The 23,153-nt window shown below is 44.7% G+C and carries 20 protein-coding genes and 1 tRNA gene; 8 read left to right on the top strand and 13 right to left on the bottom strand.

All coding sequences use genetic code 11. The features are described from left to right. Positions 1-193: 193 nt before the first annotated feature. The 9 genes from HGH90_RS17665 to HGH90_RS17625 all read right to left on the bottom strand — a co-directional run bounded on the left by HGH90_RS17665 (position 194) and on the right by HGH90_RS17625 (position 11,468). The gene (locus HGH90_RS17665) at positions 194-844 is read right to left on the bottom strand and encodes an immunoglobulin-like domain-containing protein (RefSeq protein ID WP_168766688.1); all 651 of its coding nucleotides are present in this window, start codon (positions 842-844) and stop codon (positions 194-196) included. Positions 845-895: 51 nt separating this feature from the next. Further along, entirely contained in the window at positions 896-2,365 is a 1,470-nt protein-coding gene (locus HGH90_RS17660) for a SusD/RagB family nutrient-binding outer membrane lipoprotein (RefSeq protein WP_168766689.1), read from the bottom strand. Positions 2,366-2,393: 28 nt separating this feature from the next. Then, complete coding sequence (locus HGH90_RS17655) at positions 2,394-5,564, bottom strand: SusC/RagA family TonB-linked outer membrane protein (protein ID WP_168766690.1); 3,171 nt, start codon at positions 5,562-5,564, stop codon at positions 2,394-2,396. 1,151 nt (positions 5,565-6,715) lie between these two features. Then, positions 6,716-7,492 carry an SDR family NAD(P)-dependent oxidoreductase gene (locus HGH90_RS17650; RefSeq protein ID WP_168766691.1) on the bottom strand — a complete coding sequence of 259 codons (777 nt, stop codon included), beginning with the start codon at positions 7,490-7,492 and terminating at the stop codon, positions 6,716-6,718. A gap of 105 nt (positions 7,493-7,597) precedes the next feature. Further along, a complete protein-coding gene (locus HGH90_RS17645) occupies positions 7,598-8,527 on the bottom strand; it encodes an AraC family transcriptional regulator (protein ID WP_168766692.1) in 930 nt (309 codons plus the stop codon). Positions 8,528-8,619: 92 nt separating this feature from the next. Further along, positions 8,620-8,706, bottom strand: a tRNA-Ser gene (locus tag HGH90_RS17640). An 88-nt stretch (positions 8,707-8,794) separates the two neighbouring features. Next, on the bottom strand, positions 8,795-9,487 hold the full coding sequence (gene aqpZ, locus HGH90_RS17635; protein WP_168766693.1) for an aquaporin Z: 693 nt from the start codon (positions 9,485-9,487) through the stop codon (positions 8,795-8,797). A 131-nt stretch (positions 9,488-9,618) separates the two neighbouring features. Beyond that, positions 9,619-10,671: an asparaginase gene (locus HGH90_RS17630; RefSeq protein ID WP_247680017.1), complete on the bottom strand. Its 1,053-nt coding sequence runs from the start codon at positions 10,669-10,671 to the stop codon at positions 9,619-9,621. Between the two features lie 26 nt (positions 10,672-10,697). Then, positions 10,698-11,468 (bottom strand): TatD family hydrolase, encoded by a 771-nt coding sequence (locus tag HGH90_RS17625; protein WP_168766694.1) that lies wholly within the window; start codon positions 11,466-11,468, stop codon positions 10,698-10,700. Positions 11,469-11,571: 103 nt separating this feature from the next. Between HGH90_RS17625 and HGH90_RS17620 the strand changes: the two genes are divergently transcribed. Continuing rightward, a complete protein-coding gene (locus HGH90_RS17620) occupies positions 11,572-12,486 on the top strand; it encodes a hypothetical protein (protein ID WP_168766695.1) in 915 nt (304 codons plus the stop codon). A 108-nt stretch (positions 12,487-12,594) separates the two neighbouring features. Here HGH90_RS17620 and HGH90_RS17615 read toward each other — a convergent pair whose 3' ends face one another. Beyond that, complete coding sequence (locus HGH90_RS17615) at positions 12,595-13,224, bottom strand: polysaccharide deacetylase family protein (protein ID WP_168766696.1); 630 nt, start codon at positions 13,222-13,224, stop codon at positions 12,595-12,597. 153 nt (positions 13,225-13,377) lie between these two features. On the opposite strand from HGH90_RS17615, the gene gltX reads away from it, so the two are divergent. Further along, entirely contained in the window at positions 13,378-14,907 is a 1,530-nt protein-coding gene (gltX, locus tag HGH90_RS17610) for a glutamate--tRNA ligase (RefSeq protein ID WP_168766697.1), read from the top strand. 48 nt (positions 14,908-14,955) lie between these two features. Here gltX and HGH90_RS17605 read toward each other — a convergent pair whose 3' ends face one another. From HGH90_RS17605 to HGH90_RS17595, 3 genes are all read right to left on the bottom strand, one after another. Further along, positions 14,956-15,372, bottom strand: a complete 417-nt coding sequence (locus tag HGH90_RS17605; RefSeq protein ID WP_169191650.1) for a PIN domain nuclease — start codon at positions 15,370-15,372, stop codon at positions 14,956-14,958. Next, positions 15,369-15,584 carry a type II toxin-antitoxin system VapB family antitoxin gene (locus HGH90_RS17600; protein ID WP_168766699.1) on the bottom strand — a complete coding sequence of 72 codons (216 nt, stop codon included), beginning with the start codon at positions 15,582-15,584 and terminating at the stop codon, positions 15,369-15,371. Before HGH90_RS17600 ends, HGH90_RS17605 begins: the two co-directional genes overlap by 4 nt. Before the next feature lie 97 nt (positions 15,585-15,681). Next, the gene (locus tag HGH90_RS17595; RefSeq protein ID WP_211093098.1) at positions 15,682-17,349 is read right to left on the bottom strand and encodes a glutamine--tRNA ligase/YqeY domain fusion protein; all 1,668 of its coding nucleotides are present in this window, start codon (positions 17,347-17,349) and stop codon (positions 15,682-15,684) included. 96 nt (positions 17,350-17,445) lie between these two features. On the opposite strand from HGH90_RS17595, the gene HGH90_RS17590 reads away from it, so the two are divergent. The 6 genes from HGH90_RS17590 (at position 17,446) to fumC (ending at position 23,120) form a co-directional block, all read left to right on the top strand. Continuing rightward, a complete protein-coding gene (locus HGH90_RS17590) occupies positions 17,446-17,865 on the top strand; it encodes a cobalamin B12-binding domain-containing protein (protein WP_168738702.1) in 420 nt (139 codons plus the stop codon). A gap of 86 nt (positions 17,866-17,951) precedes the next feature. Further along, entirely contained in the window at positions 17,952-18,788 is an 837-nt protein-coding gene (locus tag HGH90_RS17585) for a hypothetical protein (RefSeq protein WP_168766700.1), read from the top strand. A gap of 94 nt (positions 18,789-18,882) precedes the next feature. After that, positions 18,883-19,638, top strand: coding sequence for a porin family protein (locus HGH90_RS17580; RefSeq protein ID WP_169191649.1), 756 nt, complete (start codon positions 18,883-18,885; stop codon positions 19,636-19,638). A 26-nt stretch (positions 19,639-19,664) separates the two neighbouring features. Further along, entirely contained in the window at positions 19,665-20,846 is a 1,182-nt protein-coding gene (locus HGH90_RS17575) for a S41 family peptidase (RefSeq protein ID WP_168766702.1), read from the top strand. 44 nt (positions 20,847-20,890) lie between these two features. After that, complete coding sequence (locus tag HGH90_RS17570) at positions 20,891-21,667, top strand: enoyl-CoA hydratase/isomerase family protein (protein ID WP_168766703.1); 777 nt, start codon at positions 20,891-20,893, stop codon at positions 21,665-21,667. A 52-nt stretch (positions 21,668-21,719) separates the two neighbouring features. Further along, on the top strand, positions 21,720-23,120 hold the full coding sequence (fumC, locus tag HGH90_RS17565) for a class II fumarate hydratase (protein WP_168766704.1): 1,401 nt from the start codon (positions 21,720-21,722) through the stop codon (positions 23,118-23,120). Positions 23,121-23,153 lie beyond the last annotated feature (33 nt).

Here is a 23,153-nt window from a genome sequence, read left to right as displayed (position 1 = left end):
TAAGCTAAGTTGAAATTTTTGGACAGCTTCATTAAAAGCTATCAGTGTGATGCCGAAAATGCTCTGATATTGTAGCCATTGAGCGTAGGTAATATGGTGGAAAAGGGTCTGGGGGAAGTTACAAGAGGTTATGGAAAAGGAAAGCCGGTCGCAAATAGAGCGACCGGCTTTCCGTGTAAATGTATTTGACCTGTTAGTGGACTTTATAAAAAGTACGTACGGAAGTTCCAAGACTGGCGTTAATGGCTACATAACGGAGTATGGTATCTGGTGCTGCGAATTCGATCGTTGGATTTTTCATAGCAGATACACCTTTAGGTCCGTATTGAGCAGGGCCAACCAGGCTATCCTGTTTTGCAAATCCAAAGTAAAATGGATATACGAATGTGGGATCACCAGGTACACCGCCTAAGTTATCAGTAGAGTATAATCCGCGGCCAAGCTTTGTAATTTGAACCAGCTGTCCATTGGTTCGCTCATAGGTACCACTGATATCAACGTCTTGCGCTGCGGTTAAACTGGTAACAATTACTACTTTGGAGAGTGTTGTTTTGTAACCGTATGCATTCTTGGCCAGGAAATCAACAGAATAACCACCTATTGCAGCAGTATTCACATCGTTGGCTAAAGGCGTAATATTACTGGTCGAATTGTTGATACTATCGAATGCAGTAGCACCTCCATCTGTGTAAGTACCTCCAACAGGAACAGAATAAGCCGCTCCACCGGTTAACTTAATAACAGGAAAAGTAGGTGTTACAATTTTCTCAATGACGTTTTCTGAGTCTTTTTTGCAGGCCGAGAAAAGTAGCCCTCCTGCAAGTAAAATATATATTGCTTTCATGAAAATCGGTTAATTGTTAATGAAAATATAGTCTCTGGTAGCTATACTTTATTATTGTGCCCACCATACTTTATCATACACAAAGTGGTTTGATTTTGGAGCATTCGGGTTCCTCGTCATTTCTGAGTTTGGATACAGGAATATACCAGGGAAGCGTCCACCTCCGATTTGGGAATCTTGGGATATGGTAAAGAATGATGGATATCCTGTTCTTCTCCATTCTGTCCAGGCTTCAATAGTTTGGTTACCACACATCGCAGCCCATTTTTGTGTAATGATCGCTTTTATTTTGGCATCAAGGCTACCGGCTGCAGGATATGCTACGCTAGGTTGAGCAGAATAAGTATCAGCACCTTTTACTCCGAAGGCATCAAAGTTGTCAGATATACCCTGAAGATACATTGCCTGTGCATCGCCTGTTAACCAACCCCTGGCAATGGCTTCCGCCTGTAGAAAATCAGATTCATAGTCAGTCATCAATCTTACAGGAGCAAATGCTGATTGTGCATTTTTAGCGTTAGCACCAGTGATCGGAGATGGGGGGGATACGATGGTAGTAGGAGGTTTTTTATAACTACCCTGTGGGATACTGGTATAGTTACCATCAGTAGCCTTGGAATAAAATGCTTGTAGTCTAGGATCTTTGTTAGTGTTAAAAAAGTTGAACGTAGTAGAGCTGGCCACCAGGTTTTGCGTTTGGTTTAACACTGGTCCTGCTATGGCACCATAGAGAGGATTTTGTTGACCACCTGTGGCAGTAAAGTTCTGTAAGGCCGATTCACCAGGTTGCAGGAAGTCTGCTCCCTGCAGAGATTTAACGATGGCCTCAGCTCTGGCAGATGTTGCTGCTTTTGATGCAAGGCGTAAACCTATTTTAAGCTTTAGAGTATTGGCAAAACGTAACCATTTGCCCATATCGCCTCCATAAATCAAATCATCTGCACCTGGAACCGCCTGGTCATCCAGGTTGATTAAATTCCTGGCGGTATCTATCATTTTCACCAGGCCATCATAGATATCACTTTGGCTGTCATATTTTGGATACAAAATTTGGGTACCCGCATCGCCCTGTAAGGTTTGGTTGAAAGGAACATCACCCCATAAATCTGTTACCAGTTGATAAGTATAAACTTTAAGAATAGTAGCCAGGGCTACGTATTCCCTTTGTTTCGTAGTATTTCCTTTTTCAACAATTTTCTGGAAGTTTTCCAATGCATCTATATGCAGGTTGAACCATACATTGTCAAAATCGCCTTGAGAAGGAGAGTATTGTTCCAAAGATTGATACTGAGATGCAGCTGGGGACTGCGTCCAGTATTGTGCCCAAATCCCCCCGTTGATAGTAAGGGTATTGCCCAATGCAAAGGTTAGTCCGGTTTGGGCTGAAGGCAGCAATAAGTCTACTGGAACATCTACTGCGTTGTTTGGATCGGTATTTACATCCAGGAATTTCTTGCAACCTCCTGAAAACAACAGGAGCGCTGACACGGAAAGCAAGGAGAATATTTTCGTTTTTTTCATCAAATTAATTTTTAAAGGACTAATTAAATTAGAATGCAACGTCTACCTTGATACCCATATTTCTAAGAGATGGGTTAGACAGGAACTCATATCCTTGTACATTGGCAGCCCCCTGACCATTGATTTCAGGATCTGCAAACTGGTTAGATTTTGGAACCCACAGGAAAAGGTTGTTTCCATAGAGCGTCACATTGAGTCTGGTAAACGGTGTTCTCTTTAACATAGACTGTGCAAAGGAATAGCTCAGCGATGCTTCACGGAGCTTTACATAGCTGGCGTCAATTAAGTTTTCCCCAGCTGGAACAACATGTGTCCAGTACTGTTCAGGACCGAAGGTGATGCTGGTGTTATCAACCAATTTACCACTTGCGTCGTAATAAGCTGAATTCGGAAATACATAAGGTTTTCTGCCATTAGTGGTGGTTTCTACTGAATAACCTCCAAAATCAATTACGCTTTTGGTATTAGAGTAGAACTGTCCTCCTTGCTTAGTATCAAACAGTACTTTCAACATGAAACCTTTGTAAGATATATTAGTTCCCAATGAGGCCATGTAATCTGGAAGATAGGTACCATAGAGGCGGGTGGCTGCATTATGCGGCTGACCGGATTCAGGATCAATAATTACTTTGCCTGTAGCAGGGTCAATTTCCAAACCAGAACCATAGAAGGTCCCATATGGTTTACCGATTGCCGCAACCTGTTGCATTGCGGTAGTACCGTTACCTATTACGATTTGGCTAACGCCGGAGTTGATACTTACCACTTTGTTATTCACTTTGTTGAATGTACCAAAGACTTCCACCTTAAGTCCATAGCTAGTATTAACAGGTGTCGTCCTCAGCCCTATTTCCACTCCTTTGTTGGTCATTTCACCCACGTTCATGGAAATAAAGTTATAGCCGGAGCTATTTGGAATAGGAACGTCTACAATTTGGTTAGTAGACTTGGTACTATAGTAAGTCAGGTCCAGGTTGATGATATTCTTTAAGAAAGAGAGCTCGCCGCCTACTTCAAATGAAGAAGTAAATTCTGGTTTCAGATTCGGGTTCCCAATCCGGATTCCGCGCGCAAAACCTGGGATAGTGGCGCCATTTGACGCAATAGGGAATACAATTGATCCAAAATCTCCTGTGATGTTGGTTTTACTATATATTGTTGACAAAAGGTAAGGAGAGGCATCCTGACCCACCTTAGCGTAGCTTAATCTTACTTTACCAAAACTGATGATATCGCTGAATGCTTTGTCTTTATACAATTCAGAGAATACAAATGCACCATTTACACTTGGATAGAAATAAGATCTATTGTTAACGGGCAGCGTGGACGATATGTCGTTACGGCCGGTGACCCCGAGAAAGAGCATGTTCTTATAGTCAAAGTCTGCTTCACCGTAAAAACCGTACAGTCTTCTTTGTGTCAACGTATTGGTTGAATTAATTGGTCCATTGGAGTTGTCCAAGTTATAAAAGCCAGGGACAATCAATCCACCATTGGCATTAGTGGCAGAAAAGAGGTTATTGTTGGTAGTAATTCTGACGTTGTTACCTGCCAGTACCTTCATGTTCAGATCTTTGGCCAGAGATGTAGTGTAGGTAGCAATGAAGTCGTGGTTAAACTGTAAGTAGTTGGTAACATCCTGAGAGTATTTACCGTTATCTACCCATTCATTACCAGCATAAAATTGATCAAACGGATAATAATGGTATTTCGCTCCTTTTTCATACCTGCGATCGGAATAAATGTCAGCTCCTATACGTTCTGTAAGGTCCAGGCCCTTGATAGGTTTATATGTCAGCGAGAATGTTCCATTAACACGGTCTACGCTGTTATTGTTTTTGTAGTTCTGCAACAGGAAGTACGGATTTTTCGTATAGGCGCCATAGTATCCATAGTACTGGGTACCATCCGGTCCAGAGAAAGTACCGTTGTAAGGATTGCTAAGATCTTTGAAGTCGATAATAGGCATGTCCCTTGGCTGTTGAAAAATGGAATTGTAAGCCGAGTTAGTCTGTCCTCCCAGTGGAAGCTGGCTACTAATATTGGTATAGCCTACAGATACACTGCTGGAAAATTTCTCAGAAAATTCTGAGGATCCACTAAATCTTACGCTGTACTTATTGTAATTAGTGGTAGGAACCACGCCTTTATTATTCAATGCTCCAATTGACAGGAAGTAAGTAGATTTTTCGTTACCACCTGAAACTGTGAGGTTATTGTTGAAAGTCTGGCCATGATCAAAGAAATTTTTCACGTTGTTTGGAATGGCCTTGTATTCTTTTATCTGTTGTTTGCCGTCAATTATCTGCCCAAATGGTCTTAATTTACCATCAAAAGGTAAACCCCAGCTGAAGTTTTCTCTTCTATCATCTTCAATTGCGTTCAAGTCACCTTGCCCATATTCGTTCTGGAAGGTAGGCAGTTTCAGGATATCAGATAGTTGATAGCTGGTGCTGAAGTTGATCTGAGCAGGAGAGTTTTTCTTTCCTTTTTTGGTAGTGATCAGGATGGCGCCGTTGGAAGCAATACTTCCGTAAAGCGCTGCTGCTGCAGGTCCTTTCAGTACTGTGATGCTTTCGATATCGTTCGGGTTGATATCATTACCTCTGTTACCATAATCCACCTGGTCGTTCAGGAAGTCTGAGTTACGGATGTTATCATTACTTACCGGGATACCATCGATTACGAATACTGGTTGGTTGTTACCATTGAAAGAGGTAGGACCACGGAGCGTAATCCTGGAAGAAGCGCCAGGCGCATAACCGGAGGTGATGTTCAACCCGGCTACTTTACCAGTTAAGGCGTTGATCGGGCTTACGTTATCGCCAATATCTTCTTTGTTGATAGTGGCCACGGCGTAACCGAGACTTCTCTTTTCCCTCTTCACACCCTGACCGGTTACAACGATTTCCGTTAAAGCGGTACGGGTAAATTGCAGGGATACATTGTATGTGGAAGCGCCGGTAACCGGTACTTCATGAGTGGTATAACCTACAAAGGTAAATACCAGCACTTGTCCTTGTGATGCTGTCAGGGAATAGTTTCCTTTTGCATCTGTCTGCGTGCCGGTGTTCGAGTCTTTAATTCTAACACTCACGCCAGGCAGGGCAGAGCCATCCTCCTGTGCAGTTACTTTACCGGATATCTTTTGCTGTGCAAAAGCAAATACAGGCGCTAGCAGTATTAGTAACGCTGTCAAAGTTTTTCGCAAAACTTTTTTGATTTCCATGTCACAAGGGGTAAAAAAAATGAGACAGGTAGTTTTTTTCCTCATAAACAAGATTTGGGTTGTGGATTGTTAATTTATAAACAGTCTTTATGTACTTATTGGTAAATACAGCTAATGGATAGAGGGTGTTTAAAGATCAAATACGTTGTAGCAAGGTATCAAATGTTGTCTCCTTCCATTTCCGGCACCAGGTTGAATTGGCGCCTGCTGATTTAGTTATTTTGGTCAATTACACTATTTATTCACGAAAGCCACTGTCAATCGACATGGTCATGAACAAATTTCCGGGTATGCTTCATTTCGTTTGTGACAGGTTATCAGCGTAATTAAAGAAACGAGAATATTCCAGGCGGTATGCCTTTCTTTTGTAGTCTTTTTTCCTTTTTTCACAAGCAACATTCTCTCTAAGCATGGGCAGGTACGGTCATTGGTTATTATAAGCTGAGGTCGTTCTTTTCCCCGTATGAAAACCGTATGCACCCAATGAACTCTTCTATCTCTTATCTGCTGGTCATTATAACAAGTCCTATATCTATAGCGTCTTAAGTTATCAGGGTGTCATTTTGAATTTTGTTGTATTAGTGTTTTAATTGAATTTCCGGGATAATCCCGTTCATTAAGTTTTCCCGATAGTTACTTCACGCTTTTTGGGTACCCCAACAATTTTTCCTCTTAATGCAAATGGGCAACTTAATAATTAATTAACGATAATGTTTTGTTAAAAGTACTAATTTATTCTAATATAACGGCGTAAATTTCTATAAGAAAGATGCGCCATTATTGGCAAAAAGTAAAAAATCCCCGTCTGTAGCTGTTCTTAGCCGAATTTATGATTTGTTCGCCTAAGCGGATTTCCGCTGATTCGCCGTGTAAATTTAAAGAATTGTTAAAGATCTACTTTTCTAGTTAAACACTTCAGAAGTATCTGAGGTTTAATTGGTACCGATTTTTTTGTTAAAGGAAAAAAGCTAATGGGGAAGGCCTTTTATGAAAGCGGTATGTATTTAATGTTTAATTAATTGATTATAAAGTAGTAAATTAGAAAAGGAGATTGGGTTATTAAAATAAAAATAGGATACCCAGGTAAGTATCCTATTAGTTTTCAAAACATCACTTTTTTATTATTGCCGCTGTCCACCGATGGCTAAACCTCCGTCTACCAGTATACTTTCCCCTGTTACAAAAGAGGCGGCAGCGCTGCTCAGCCAAAGCACCAGTTCAGCTACCTCAGCAGGACTTGCAAAACGGCCAATAGGTGCATGCTTTTTCAAGGGATCTTTTGCATCTTCACTGGTAAAAAAGCGATCAAACATGGGGGTTTGAATATAGCCCGGCTGAATATTGTTCACCCGAATACCTGCGGCGGCTGTTTCTACCGCCAGGGCCCGGATCATACCATCCAATGCCGCCTTACTTGCCGAATAAAGGCTTGAACCGGCAAATGCACCACGCGCCAGCCAGGAAGAGGTGTTAACGATCACCCCACCGGTACCTTGTTTTTGGAATTGGGCTATTTCGTATTTACAGCATAACCATACTCCTTTTACATTAATGTCGAACACCTCATCAAATGCGCCATCAGGCATTTCATGAGCCAGCGCAAAAAAACCTTCGATACCGGCATTATTAAAGGCGATGTCTAATTGGCCATAAATACGTACTGTTTCGTTGATCAGGTGTTGCACCTCTGCGCTATTGGAAACATCAGTTTGTATGAAAGTAATATTGGGGCTTATTTCTCGGAGTGAGGCAACGGCCAGTTCTCCCTGCTCCTGCCTGCGCCCGGCAATGACTACGCTGGCGCCATTTTGGAGATACAATTTGGCCGCTGCCAAACCTATTCCTGTTGTACCGCCGGTAACCAGCGCAACTTTTCCTTTTAAATTTTCTTGTGCCATAAATTTATTAATTGATGATGACACAAAGGTCCATAGCGCAGGGAGGAAAAAGTTATGCTATTCAAACGAATTATTATGAATTGGCACTTTCAGGGGTATGGTGTTTTAAACGGCTTCCGGCATTTGTTGGTGATTGTTGAAACCAATTTCCTTCCTGAATTGTAATGGGGTAACACCACTTTGTTTTTTGAAGAAGATAATGAAATTGGAGGCATGTTCAAATCCAAGCGAGTAACCTATTTCTCCTATGTCCCAGCTACTGTACCGTAGCAAGGCCTTCGCTTCTTTCTGTATACGTGCTGCAATCCATTCGGTGGTGGTTTTTCCGATTGTTTCTTTCAGGGCACGGTTCAGGTGATTGGTATGTACGTTCAATTGAGCAGCAAACTCATTGGCATTTTTAAGCTTCAATACCTGGTGTGGAGAATCTATAGGGAACTGCCGTTCTAACAATTCCAGGAATAAGCCGCTAATACGTTCAGCTGCATTCACTGGCTGGTAAAAGGTATCGGGCGGCTGAATTTTCATCGCTTCGTGCATGAGGATCTGCACATAGCTTCTTAACAAATCATACTTGTTGGCATAGTCTGACTGGATCTCGCGGAGCATGTTTTCGAAGATGCTACTCAGCTGCCTGGCACTTTCATCCGACAATAAAAAGATATGATGACCACCTACTTTAAATAGTGGTGATTGGGAAAGACTATCGTTTTTAAGATTAAAATTGACAAAATCTTCCGTAAAAAGGCAAAAATAGCCCGTTTGATTATCCGTAGTTGGCTCCCAGGAATAGGGAATCAGCGGGTTCATAAAAGAAAGGGTATTTCCCTTTACCCGGATAGATTTGTCTGCCAGCGAAATAATGCCTTCGCCTTCCAGCACCAGTGATATTTTATAGAAATCCCTCCGATTGGTAGGTAGAGATGTAGCATCACAGGCAAATTCTTCCCGCCGGTAGATATTGAATTGTCCGGCCTGGGAATATTGTTGCCCGTGCCGGGAGTAAAATTCAGCAATGCTTTCTTTCCTATTCATAAAACAAAGTTATGTAATTCAAATAAAGAATAGCGGTAAAGTAGGATGATAATGGGGACAAAAAAAGGGCCCTCTGATGAGGACCCTTATAGCGGAGAAGAAGGGATTCGAACCCTTGATAGGCTTTCACCTATACACACTTTCCAGGCGTGCCAGTTCAACCACTCCTGCACTTCTCCGTGATTATCTTTCTGAATTAATGGAAGGGTTGATTTTCCAATTCAGGGTTGCAAAGATAATCCTTTAGTTTATATTTCAAAGAAAATTTTAATTTTTGTCATACAGCTTCCAGATGCCGGCTCCGAGCAGTCCTCCTACAATAGGACCTACTATAAATACCCAGAGATTGGATAAGGCGGGGCCACCTACAAAAATAGCGGGACCGATACTACGGGCAGGATTTACAGATACGCCTGTTACCGGGATACCCACAATGTGAATCAAGGTCAAACACAGGCCAATAGCCAATCCTGCGAATTTGCCGGTTTGACTGTTTTTACTGGTGCTGCCATGTACTACTACCAGGAAAATTGTGGTGAGTACAATTTCGGCTACCAAACCACTCATAAGTGAGTAATGATCGGGAGATCCCTGATCCACGCCATTGGCGCCCAGCCCATTGGCAGCCAGCGAATAGTCGGCTTTTCCCTGGGCAATAAAATACAACACTGCAGAAGCTACGATCGCCCCTATTATCTGGGACACAATGTAAGCACCTGCATCTTTACCGGAGATCTTACCGGTAGACGCCAGCGAAATCGTAATCGCCGGGTTCAGATGGCAACCGGAAATATGCCCGATGGCATATGCCATGACCACTACCGACAACCCAAACGCAAAAGCAATACCCAGAAAACCTACGTGGGCGCCAGCCAGCACCGCACTACCGCAACCCATAAATACCAGCACGAAGGTGCCGAAGAATTCAGCGATACATTTCTGTGATAAGGAAACTGTCATAGATGAAATTTTGTGGTGAATAGAAATCGGGGAAATGTGAAATTGGTGATAGCTAAATTTACCGCAAATATTCAAGACAAAAAAACGGGAAGCAAAAAAATGCTTCCCGTTGATCACTGCTTATCAATATTTTAATACACTTCAATCGGTGTTAACTCACCGCGAAGCGACGTTTCTATCATCGTCTTTGTTTCTGCCAGCGGTAGTCCCTGACCCAATACAAACATCAGTTTGGTGACTGCTGCTTCAAAGGTCATATCATGCCCGCTCACCACGCCTATCTCCATCAGGTGCTGGCTCGTTTCATATTTGCCCAGTTCCACGGAACCACCGTCGCATTGCGTGATATCCACTACAATGGCGCCGTTGTCAATAACCTTTTTAATGCTTTCTATGAACCACGACTGGGTGCTGGTATTGCCGCTACCAAAGGTTTCCATGATTACTCCTTTCAGGCCGGGAACACCTAAAGTGGCTTCTACTGCCTTCCTGGTAATGCCAGGAAACAGTTTCAGTACCGTGATATTTGTTTCCAGCTCTTTGTGTACTTTCAGCGGTTGTACTGGTGGCGGTAAAATAAACTGGTGCTTAAACTTAATGTCGATGCCTGCTTCAGCCAGCTGCGGGTAGTTCATCGTATAAAACGCTTCGAACTTTTCCGCATTATATTTCTTGGAACGATTACCTCTGAATAAAGAGAAGTCGAAGTAGATACATACCTCCGGTACCATGGATACGGTGGTGCCATTATGCCTGCTGCAGGCTATTTCCATGGCTGTGATAATATTTTCCTTGGCATCGGTACGTATCTTTCCGATGGGCAACTGCGACCCTGTTAAGATAACAGGCTTCGACAGGTTTTCCAGCATAAAGCTCAGGGCAGATGCGGTAAAGGCCATTGTATCGGAACCATGCAGAATAACAAAACCGTCGTAACGATCGTATCGGTCCTCGATGATGCTGGCCAGTTCCACCCATATCTCCGGCTGCATATCTGATGAATCTATAGGCGGATTAAATGCATACACATAAAAGTCAATGCCCATACGGTAAAGCTCCGGTAAATTATTCCTTATTTCGTTGAAGCCGATTGGGCGCAGTGCTTTGGTTTTATCATCGTAGATCATACCCACTGTACCACCCGTGTAAATAATCAATATTTTGCTCATTGTGCTAGTAGCCATTGCCTGCAAAGGTATTCACTAAACAGTTAGAGCATTTTGAATAATTTCCGGGCATTGCTGCTTGTTATGGCTGCTACATCGGCTATTTTTAGATTTTTTATATCTGCCACCTTTTCGCCTGCCAGCGGGAGGTAGGCACTTTCATTACGTTTGCCCCGGTACGGAACCGGCGCCAGGTAGGGAGCATCTGTTTCCAGTACAATATGCGCCAGGTCTATCTCTTCCAGTAATTTATCCAGACCTGACTTTTTGAAGGTAACTACACCACCGATGCCCAGGTAAAAGCCCAGATCAATGATTTCCCTGGCTTCTTCCAGGGTGCCGGAAAAGCAGTGGAATACGCCGCTCAGGCGGCCATCCTGTAAAGCCTTTACTTCGTTGATACATTCCCGTGTGGCTTCCCTGCTGTGAATAGATACGGGTAGCGCATATTCTCTGGCCAGGATCAACTGCTCCTGGAATGCGTGGTACTGCTGTGTTAACAGTGATTTATCCCAATAAAAGTCCAGCCCTATTTCCCCGATGGCTTTAAAAGAACGCTGTTGCAGCCACGCCCTTACCAAGTCCAGTTGCTCATCTACCGCTTCTTTAACATAACAGGGATGTATCCCCATCATAGCATATATATGGTCGGGGTACCGGGCTTCCAGGTCAAGCATGCCGATAATGGAGCTTTCATCTATGTTGGGTAAAAAAAGTTTATCAACTCCCGCTGCTATGGCCCGCGCCACCATGGCCTCCCGGTCCGCTTCAAATTCTTCCGAATACAGGTGTGTGTGGGTATCTATCCAAAGCATAATAATTATTTTATCGAATTTGTAATTTCTTTAATATTTAAGCAATATCTTTATCCTACAAAGGTAAATACCGAAAAAGCTATTTGCTAATAAAACCTAAACTATGAAAAGCTATTTCAGTACAAATCGTGTGCTGGCGTGGACCATCACCGGAGTGGCTATAGCCACCGTTTTCTTCGCCTGCAAAAAACAGGTCACTACCGATACGGCTCCCAATAACCAAACGGATAACAACACCCTGACCGTGACACAACATGAGACGGTTGCCGCATCTATGTACGCCGATTTATTTGATGAAACAGCCAAAGCTGCCGTGTTGCAGGGATTAGATAAAGCGGGCGCCCGTCAGGCTACTCCAGGCAGCACCGCAAATGCAGATGCGCCTGGTTGTCCTTCGCTGGAACTGTTAGATGGTACCGGTACCACCTGGCCTAAACGGGTGGTTGTCGACTATGGCACCTCCTGCCTCGACCGGTTTGGCGTGTATCGCAGCGGCAAGATCAATATCATTTTCAATGGCCCTTTATTTAATGCCGGCGCTACGACTGTGATAGAAACAGATAGTACTTATAAACGCAATGGTATTTCCATCAGTGGCCGCCTGGCCATCAGCGGTGTTACCTACGATAATGTGAAGGGTATACAGTATACCACCGACCTCACCAGGGGCAGAATTGGCTTATCAGACAGCGTGATCATTGATTATATCAGTCATAAAACGGTTAAGCAAATAGCCGGTGTTGACCCGGTAGGCGCCCTGGTAAATCCTTCTGATGACGTATACAGCATTGAAGGTAATGCCAGCATTACTTATGAAAAAGGACCATTGGTAGGCGTGCCCGCTACATTTACCACGGTAGAAGCACTCATTAAAAGATGGGATTGCCAATATATCAGCAAAGGTAAATTGCAGATAGTGTTCAATAAAATTACTGGCATACTGGATTACGGAGATGGAAAATGCGATAATGACGCTATCATTACGGTAGGTGATAAAACCAAGGCAATTAAATTGTAAGCTTAAAGCAGAAGGCATAAAGCACAAAGCTATTGTAGCGAATGATCAATGCGATTTACATCCGCAAAGGTCATTCGCTACAATAGCTTTGTGCTTTATGCTTTCTGCTCAGTTAACCGGAATGGCAGCGACTTCAAATTTTTGTTTTTTGCAAAACTCTAATACCCGCGGCAGTGCATATTCCAGGCGATCCCAGGCCTTGGTACTGTCGTGAAAAACCACGATAGACCCTGGTTGTAATTTAAATACCACGTTTTGTACACAGGCTTCTCCATTGATCATCGTATCAAAATCTCCGCTCAAGAGATCCCACATAACGATTTTTGCTCCCGGTATTTTTTGCCGAATCTGCCGGACCTGGAAGGGCGTAATCCTGCCATAAGGCGGGCGGAATAAAGGGGAGGCGATATATTTTGCCGCTTCCAGCGTATTTTCCAGGTATTGCTGGGTATTGGTTTTCCACCCATTCAGATGATTGTGGGTATGATTACCAGTGGTATGCCCCGCTTCCAGGATCTGCTGATAAATAGATGGATATTCCACCACATTTTTACCAATGCAGAAGAAAGTGGCTTTTGCATTGTATTTGGCCAGTTGTTGCAATACAAACGGAGTAGCCTCCGGATGCGGACCATCATCAAAGGTGAGGTATACTTTGTTGCCAGCGGGCGACATATTCCAGACGCAGCTTTTGTATAAGGCTTTAAGGATACCAGGCGTTTTAGTAAGATAGAACATACAGCCTTGAGCTTTTTTGCGTTAAGCTTATTGATCCCGCAATATACTCAATGTCGTGCAGCGGGGCGGAGGATTAAAAAATTTTAATTTTTGCTGCCCCATCCCTATACTATTCCCGGATCGCTTACCACGAAATCCTTATCTTTGCGGCCTATGGATCACAAAAAAGTAAGAGTGCGTTTTGCACCCAGTCCTACTGGGGGCTTACATCTTGGAGGTGTACGCACTGTATTGTTCAACTATTTATTTGCTAAGCAGCATAAAGGCGAATTTGTGCTGCGTATTGAAGATACAGATCAAACCCGCTACGTGCCGGGAGCGGAAGAGTACATCAGCGAATGCTTGAGCTGGTGCGGACTTACGCCGGATGAAAGTCCCGCCTTGGGTGGTCCTTACGGTCCTTACAGGCAGAGTGAGCGTAAGCCTTTATATCGCCAATATGCGGAAAAGCTGGTGCAATCCGGACATGCTTACTACGCTTTTGATACACCGGAAGAGCTGGAAAGCATGCGCGAACGGCTCAAAACCCCGGAAAATCCCTCTCCGCAGTACAACCACCAGGTAAGGCAGAAAATGCGCAACTCGCTCACCTTGCCCGACGCAGAAGTACAGGAACTATTGGCGAAAAATACACCGCATGTGATCCGTATTAATATGCCTGTCAATGAAGAAATTACCTTCACAGATATGGTACGTGGCGCGGTTACCTTTAATACCTCCCAGGTAGATGATAAAGTATTGCTGAAAGCAGATGGTATGCCTACCTATCACCTCGCCGTGGTGGTAGACGACTACCTGATGAAGATCACACACGCTTTTCGCGGAGAGGAATGGCTGCCATCAGCGCCTGTACATCTCCTGCTCTGGAAATACCTGGGTTGGGAAGCTGATATGCCCCAATGGGCGCACCTTCCACTGATCCTGAAACCAGATGGAAACGGGAAACTCAGCAAGCGCGATGGCGATCGTTTAGGCTTCCCCGTATATGCGATGAACTGGACGGATCCTAAGACTGGCGATCTTACTACCGGGTTCCGTGAAAGAGGCTTCCTGCCGGAAGCTTTCATCAACATGCTGGCCATGCTGGGTTGGAACGATGGTACCGAACAGGAAATCTTCTCTTTAGCAGAACTGATCGAGAAATTTTCTATGGAGCGCGTGCATAAAGCCGGCGCCAAATTCGATTACGAAAAAGCCAAATGGTTTAATCACCAATATATTCATCATAAGGATAACGATAGCCTGGCAGCGCTCTTCCAGCCCGTGCTGGCAGAAAAGGGTATCCCCGCCGCTCCTGCCTATGTAGCTACCGTAGCCGGCCTGGTAAAGGAACGTTGTTACTTTGTAAATGATATCTGGGAACACGGGTTTTTCTTCTTCCAAAGTCCCGCCACTTATGATGAAGCCGCGGTAAAACCAAAATGGAATGCCGATAAAGAAGCCTTCTTTACGGCCTGGTCTGCACAGCTGGAAACGTTGGGCGCTGCCCCTGCAGCGGAGCTGGAAGCGGCTTTCAAAGCGCTGGCTACAGAAAAGAATTTAAAGATGGGAGATGTACAGCTGCCTTTCCGCATTATGCTGACCGGCGGTAAGTTTGGTCCTCCTGTTTTTGATATCGTAGCCACCTTGGGGGTAGCGGAAACGCGCAACAGGATTGCCAAAGGGTTGGAAGCGTTTAAATAGCGATGTTAGAAGTTGAATATAGACAAAGGCTAAATGATGTAACATCGTTTAGCCTTTGTTGTTTTTCCAGATTTTTAGGGGAGAATGGGTGCTGATGAGGTCGAAGTCGCTGTCGTTGTGGACTAATTCCAGGTCAAAGCAAATGGCATAAAAAGCAATTTTGCAATCATGACTTTTGCGGATGGTAAGTCCTTTCTTACGCAGAGACCGAAATAAATCAGAAGCTCCAATAGCGGCAGCTATTGGAGAGAGCTCAAGCCTTGTATACCACCGAATGGCGCTTTTTATTTTCTGGTGTTGGGCATCTTCTCTAATACCTTGTAAGAACTCTTGTATTACAGTCGGTACCAACGGTGTCTCTAGCTCATTCTCCAAGTAATAGGTTAACAGTTTGGTCTGCGGTGACTCTCTTTTTTTTGCATAATCAATCCAAACCGATGAGTCGAAAATTAATGGATCGTTCATGCGCCTCTCATTTCATTTAAGTCTCCATCCCAATAGATTTTCCCTTTCATATCCAGCAATTCGCGATTTTTGAAGCCAATAATATATTTTCTCAATGCTTCATTAATCACTTCTACCGTAGTTTTTCCTTTGCTAAGTTTCATGGCTTCTTCCATTAGTTCCGCATCCAGGTTAACTGTTTCGATATTGGTTTTTACTTTTGTTTTTGCCATAAAGAATGGATTTATTATCAATAAAATTACATACTAAATATACACAAAAAAAGGCCGGACTGTAACAGTCCGACCTCCCATACTCTTCAAAAAAAGATTAACCTTTTTTACTCTCTTTCGCCCAGGCGTCTTTCAGGGTAACGGTTCTGTTGAACACTACCTTTTCCGGCGTACTATCCGGGTCTACGGCGAAATAGCCTTTGCGGAGGAACTGGAAACGTTCGCCGGGTTTGGCTTTCAGCAGACCGGGTTCTACGAACGCTTCTTTGATTACCGTTAACGAATCCGGATTGATGAGGGAAGCGAGGTCGCCTTCTTCTGCTGCGGGGTTTTCCACATTGAACAGGCGATCGTATACACGTACTTCGGCGGTAGCAGCATGTGTTGCACTCACCCAGTGGATGGTGCCTTTTACGGTCAGGCCGCTGTGGTCACCGCCGCTTCTGCTTTCCGGCAGGTAGGTGGCGTAGATGGTGGTAATATTTCCGTTGGCATCTTTTTCCACGCTTTCTCCTTTAATGATATAGGCATTCTTCAGGCGCACCATGAGGCCGGGGCCCAGGCGGAAAAATTTCTTGGGTGGTTCTTCCATGAAGTCTTCCCTTTCAATATACAGAGTGTTACTGAAATGGAGCACTCGGCTGCCGGCGGTTTCATCTTCCGGGTTGTTGTCGGCCACCATTTCTTCTACCTGCCCTTCGGGATAGTTGGTGATCACCAGTTTTACCGGATCCAGTACTGCCATCACGCGGTTGGCGGTTTTGTTCAGCTCCTCACGGATACAGAACTCCAGCAGTCCAAGTTCGATGATGTTGTCGCGCTTTTGTACACCTACCCTTTCGCAGAGCATGCGTATGCTGGAAGGGGTATAACCCCGGCGGCGCAGGCCGCTGATGGTAGGCATGCGGGGATCATCCCAGCCACGTACATGCCCTTCCGTTACCAGCATTTTCAGTTTTCGTTTGCTCATCACCGTGTAGTTGAGGTTTAAGCGGGCAAACTCGTACTGGCGACTGGGGAAGATGTCCAGTTCCTGGATGAACCAATCGTATAACGGGCGATGTGGTATGAATTCCAGGGTACAGATGGAATGGGTAATATTTTCAATGCTATCACTCTGGCCGTGGGCGAAGTCGTACATCGGGTAGATGCACCATTTGTCGCCGGTACGGTGGTGATGGGCATGTTTAATGCGGTACATCAGGGGATCGCGCATGTGCATGTTAGGCGCGGCCAGGTCTAACTTGGCCCGGAGGGTTTTCTCCCCATCTTTGAATTCGCCTTTGCGCATCCGTTCAAACAGGTCGAGGTTTTCGGCTACAGACCGGTTTCTGGAAGGGGTTGGCGTACCGGGTATGGTAGGTGTTCCTTTGGCAGCGGCTATTTCGGCAGCGGTAGCATCTTCTACATAGGCCAGTCCTTTTTCGATCATTTTTACGGCAAAGGCGTAGAGTTGCTCGAAATAATCGGAGGCATACAGTTCTTTATCCCATTCAAACCCCAGCCAGCGTATATCTTCCTTAATAGAATCCACATACTCGGTATCTTCTGTGACCGGGTTGGTATCGTCAAAGCGGAGATTGGTTTTCCCATTGTATTTCTGGGCCAAGCCAAAGTTCAACACAATAGATTTGGCGTGCCCGATATGGAGGTATCCATTGGGCTCTGGTGGGAAGCGCGTGAGTACGCGGCCTCCGTTTACGCCGTTGGCAATGTCGTCTTCTACAATTTGTTCTATAAAATTGAGGGATCTTTCTTCGCTCATAATGATTTTATCTTGGAGGGCAAATGTACGAAAAAGCGGAAAGCTTACCCTTTTCTGGTTTTTCGTTACATTTACGACCTTAATAAAAAAATAGGTATGGTCAACCCGTTAAATCGTCCTGTTCGTGTATTGGTAGCCAAAGTGGGCCTGGATGGTCATGATCGTGGCGCAAAAGTGATTGCCGCGGCACTGCGGGATGCCGGTATGGAGGTGATTTACACCGGTCTGCGGCAAACCCCGGAGATGGTGGTCAATGCCGCCCTCCAGGAAGATGTGGACGCTATCGGGGTGAGTATCCTTTCCGGTGCTCATATGACGGTATTCCCCAAAATCATCGCTGAAATGAAGGAAAAAGGGCTGAACGATGTACTGTTGACCGGTGGCGGCATTATCCCTGATGCCGACATGGAAACTTTACAGGAGATGGGGGTAGGTAAACTGTTTCCCCCGGGTACCAATACTAAAGATATTTCCGAGTACATCACCCAATGGGTAGCCGCTCACAGAAATTTTTAAAATTTTTTCGGGACCATCGTAACATTTTTTATACCGGGTCGTCTTTAAGGTATTCCACATAAATCTAAAAAACCACAACCCGTATTATGAAATGTAAGTTACTCCCGCTATTCTTGGTACTGTTGCTGATAGGAGGTAGTGTTTTTGCCCAGGAGAAAAAAGATTCGGCCAGTAGCCCGGCCGTTGATAGTACCGAAAAAACGACTTTTACCACCTTCTCTCTGATTTTTGGTAAATACCCTAAGCACCGGGAAGGGATATACGTAACCCGTGGTGGGGAAGGCGCCCTGTTATCCTTTGCATCCATGAAGGAAAATGGGGAACATATGCGGAATATTCCCCGCTTTACCCTCTTTTTCAACGTAGGTACCAATTTTAACAAGGACGTATCCAAAAACCTGGGCTTCTTCACCGGTATCAACATTAAGAATATCGGGTTGATTTCCAAACCTAGCGATTCCCTGAAGCTGAAGCAGCGGGTGTATACCTTAGGCGTTCCACTGGGATTTAAGATCGGAGATGTAACCGGCGGTAGCTTCTTCTTCTTTGCCGGCGGCGAAATTGACCTGGCCTTTAACTATAAGGAAAAAGAATTTATAGACGGTAAGAAGGTGCATAAATTCAACGAATGGTTCAGCGACCGTACGCCACTCCTGATGCCTTCTGTTTTTGCAGGCTTCCGTGTCAGCCCGGGTTTCGGCTTAAAAGTGCAGTATTATCCGCAGAATTTCTTTAACCAGGACTTTAAAACAAAAGATAAGGCAACGGGTAACAGCATCTATCCCTATAAAAACCTAGAAGCCAACCTGGTATTTGTGACCCTGGGATATAACTTTAGCGGGGTGAATTATTTTAAAGTAAAGAGAAAATCACACTATATGAAGATGAAAAGTGGCAAAGCAGAGTTTGAGGTAAACTATTAAGACATTAATGCGTTATTTTTAATAACCGGAACTAATTGAATTAGTTCCGGTTTTTCTTTTGAAGAGAGTCCGATATCACCCAAAATGGAACCATATGAAACGAAGTCTATTCCTTGTTAGCACGTTACTATTCCTGTGTGCCAGTTATGCCCAAGCCCAATTTGAGATAGGCGTTTCCGGAGGATATAATAAAAATTACCTGCATACCAGCACCGGTTACAGGGCTTATACAAAATATGATGCTTTAAGCGGATTTACGGTGAGCATCCCCTTACAATATCACTTCAACAATTGGCTGGCTGTAGAAGCGGATCCGGGTTACATTCAGAAGAATTACGAGCAGGAAAGGGATCATTTCTTTGCAGGCATTTATCAAAAAAATACCAATAGTTATATCCAGCTGCCTGTGATGGCGCATTTCTCTTTTGGCGGCGATAAGCTGAAAGGGTTTATGAACCTGGGCGGATATGGCGCCTATTGGGCCAGTGGCCGCATTAAGGGAGCCATGGCCAATGTTTTTGATGAAGGGCCAGACATCCCGGATAATCAGCAAACCTATGACTACTTCCAGTACGCGAAGGCTTACAATTATAATGAGAAGTACAGCTTCGATAGCCGTCGTGACAGCCGTATAGAATTTGGCCTATTGGCAGGCGCTGGCGTTGAATACCTGTTGCATCAGCGCTACCGCATTTTTGTGGAGGGCAGATATTATTATGGGCTAACCGATCAACAGAAAAACTATATGATCAACCAGATACCGCGTTACAACGATACCTACGTAATCCAGGCGGGATGTCTGTTTAATCTCAAAAACATTTTCCATCCCGAGCTGGTCACTGCCGAATAATTTCATTCACTTGTAATACTGATAAGATGAGACATCTTAATAAATATATTATTTTAAGCCTGGTGTTCCTCACCGGAGTTGCATGCCGCAAAGAAATGCCAGAAATCAATGATCCCCGTAATACCATATCAGCCAACTTCAGCGAAGTATTTGATTCATATTGGAACGGTATGAATAATAACTATGTGTTCTGGGATATTGATACCGTAAACTGGGATAACGTATATAAACAATACAAACCCCTTTTTGCAAAACTCAACCTAAACGATTCTAATGATGTAAGAAAAGGATATACCTATTTCAAACAGATGACGGCTGGGTTGGTAGACTCTCACTACGATCTTTCATTCAATGATACCTGGCTGGCTGATTCTTTCAGCATCAATCCTGCATACCAGCGGAAGCTGGCCAGCCCTGATTACCACGACCCTATCAGTATTTTTCATTTCTACGATACCATTCCACGCAAATATCTTGACCGGGGAGGCGCTATCAGAGGATTTACGAATACTGTGGATGGCAAAGACCAGTATGTGGCAGTATCGGGAACTATCCAGCAAAATATCCTGTATTTTTTCTTCAGTGGATTTGCTCTGAAGCAGTTGTATAAAACGGATACGGCGAATGGTGTAAAAAGGGTGGAACAGTACTTCTTTGATAAACTACAGAATACTGCTAATATCAAAGGAATCATTATTGATGTGCGAGGTAATGGTGGTGGATCTTTGGAAGATCTCAATTTCCTGCTGGGCAGGATGATCGATAAGCAGCTGGACTTTGGCTATACCCGTTCCAAACAAGGAAATGGCCGCCTGGACTATTCTCCCTGGGCGCCTGCGTTTGTAACGCCGCAAACAGGAGCCCGCAATATTACTGCACCTATTGTGATGCTGGCAGATGCCTGGTCCGTAAGTATGGCAGAGATGACGACCATGGCAGTGAAGTCCCTGCCTAACGGACATTTTGTGGGAGAACGCACCTGGGGCGCCAATGGTCCGCTCACCGGTAACCTATTTTTTAATGGAGGTCAGTTCTCTACAGACTATATTAACCTTGTATATACTTCTTCCCTGATGCTGAAATATAGGGATGGGAAAATTTATGAAGGGATAGGATTCTCCCCCGATGTAGAAGTGAAATATGATAAAGCGGCGCTGGATCTCGGTCAGGACAAGCAACTGGAGACTGCCATCGGGCTGATTCATTAGGTTGTCAAATATTGCTTAATATTGATAAACTAAAAATACGGCCCATGTATCAGACGTTAAGCACAGCCATAGAGCAGAATATCCTGACCATTACGATTAATCGCCCGGAGAAAATGAATGCCCTCAACCAGCAGGTGTTGGCTGACCTGGCATTGGCGGTAGATGAAATATATGGCGACAAGACCATCAAAGGAGCTATTATCACCGGCGCTGGCGAAAAGGCTTTCGTAGCCGGTGCAGATATCAGCGAATTCCTTACCCTGTCGAGCAAGCAGGGAGAAGAATTGGCAAAAAAAGGTCATGTGATTTTTAAACGGATAGAATCCTGTCCAAAACCCATCATTGCCGCGGTAAATGGTTTTGCCTTGGGCGGTGGTTGTGAGCTGGCCATGGCCTGTCATTTCCGCCTGGCCAGTGAAAATGCCAAATTTGGCCAGCCAGAGGTGAATCTCGGACTGATCCCCGGCTACGGAGGCACCCAACGGCTTACAGAGCTGATTGGCAAAGGCAAAGCCATGGAGCTGATGATGACCGGCGACATGATTACCGCTACCGAAGCACTGTCCTGGGGGCTCGTAAACCACGTGCTGAAGCCCGAAGAACTGTTACCAAAAGCCAAAACCATCTTACTGAAAATACAAACCAAAGCGCCACTGGCCATTGCTCGGGTGATCAAATGCGCCAATGCAGCACTGGATAAAGACGTGGACGGTTTTGAACTTGAACTGAAGGAATTCGGGGCCTGCTTTGCCACCAAAGACCTGGAAGAAGGCGCGGCCGCCTTTATCCAGAAAAGACAGCCGAATTTTAAGGGGGAATAGCTTGCTGCCCTATCCTTAAAGCCGTACTTTTGTACCCTTAAAAGTTTAAGTCATGGAATTCAGAATAGAGAAAGACACAATGGGCGAGGTAAAAGTGCCTGTAAATGCCTATTATGGCGCCCAAACTCAGCGCTCCATTGAAAATTTCAAGATCGCGCAGGATATCAACAAAATGCCGAAAGAAATCATTAAGGCATTTGCTTACCTGAAGAAAGCCGCAGCGATCACCAACCTGGAAGCAGGCGTACTGCCAAAGGAAAAAAGTGACCTGATTGGCCAGGTATGCGATGAAATCCTGGAAGGTAAACTGGATAACGAATTTCCACTGGTAGTTTGGCAAACAGGCTCCGGTACCCAGTCTAACATGAACGTAAACGAAGTAGTGGCTTATCGCGCACACGTGCTTCACGGCGGTCAGCTGACAGATAAGGATAAATTCGTTCACCCTAATGACGACGTGAACAAATCGCAGTCCTCTAATGATACCTTCCCTACTGCCATGCACATTGCGGCTTATAAAATGCTGCAGGAAGTAACCATCCCGGGTATCACCAAGCTGCGCGACACCCTCGCTAAAAAAGCAGAAGCCTTTAAACATATCGTGAAAATTGGTCGCACCCACTTTATGGATGCTACCCCACTTACACTCGGACAGGAAATCAGCGGTTATGTAGCCCAGCTGACGCATGGTCTGAAAGCTATCAATAACGCGCTGCCCCACCTGAGCGAACTGGCCCTGGGTGGTACTGCCGTAGGTACCGGTATCAATACGCCTAAAGGCTATTCAGAAAATGTGGCAAAGAATATTGCCCGTTTAACCGGTCTGCCTTTCGTAACTGCTGAAAATAAATTCGAGGCTCTGGCTGCACACGATGCTATCGTAGAAGCACATGGCGCCTTGAAAACAGTAGCAGTGAGCTTAATGAAGATCGCTAACGATATCCGTATGCTGAGCTCCGGGCCACGTGCCGGTATCGGTGAAATACATATCCCCGACAACGAGCCGGGATCTTCTATCATGCCAGGTAAAGTAAACCCTACCCAGTGCGAAGCCCTCACTATGATTGCTGCACAGGTAATGGGTAACGATGTAGCGATTAGCGTAGGCGGCGCTAACGGCCACTTCGAGCTGAACGTGTTCAAGCCGGTAATGATCTTTAACTTCCTGCATTCTGCCCGCCTGATTGGTGATGGCTGCGTAAGCTTCAACGATAAGTGCGCAGAAGGTATTGAGCCTATTGAAGCCAATATCCAAAAACATGTGCAAAATTCCCTGATGCTGGTAACTGCACTCAACACCAAAATCGGCTACTACAAAGCAGCTGAAATTGCGCAGAAAGCACACAAGGAGGGCACTACCCTCAAAGAAATGGCAGTGAAGCTGGGGTATGTAACCCCTGCTGAATTTGATGAGTGGGTAGTTCCCGCACACATGGTAGGCGAAATAAAATAGTCAACTTATAATAATATTTATGGCAAGGGCTGA

It is taken from the genome of Chitinophaga sp. Ak27, from assembly GCF_012726295.1.
Lineage (GTDB): Bacteria > Bacteroidota > Bacteroidia > Chitinophagales > Chitinophagaceae > Chitinophaga.
Note: the sequence above shows the minus strand (reverse complement) of the source record. Positions and strands in the feature narration are given on the sequence as shown.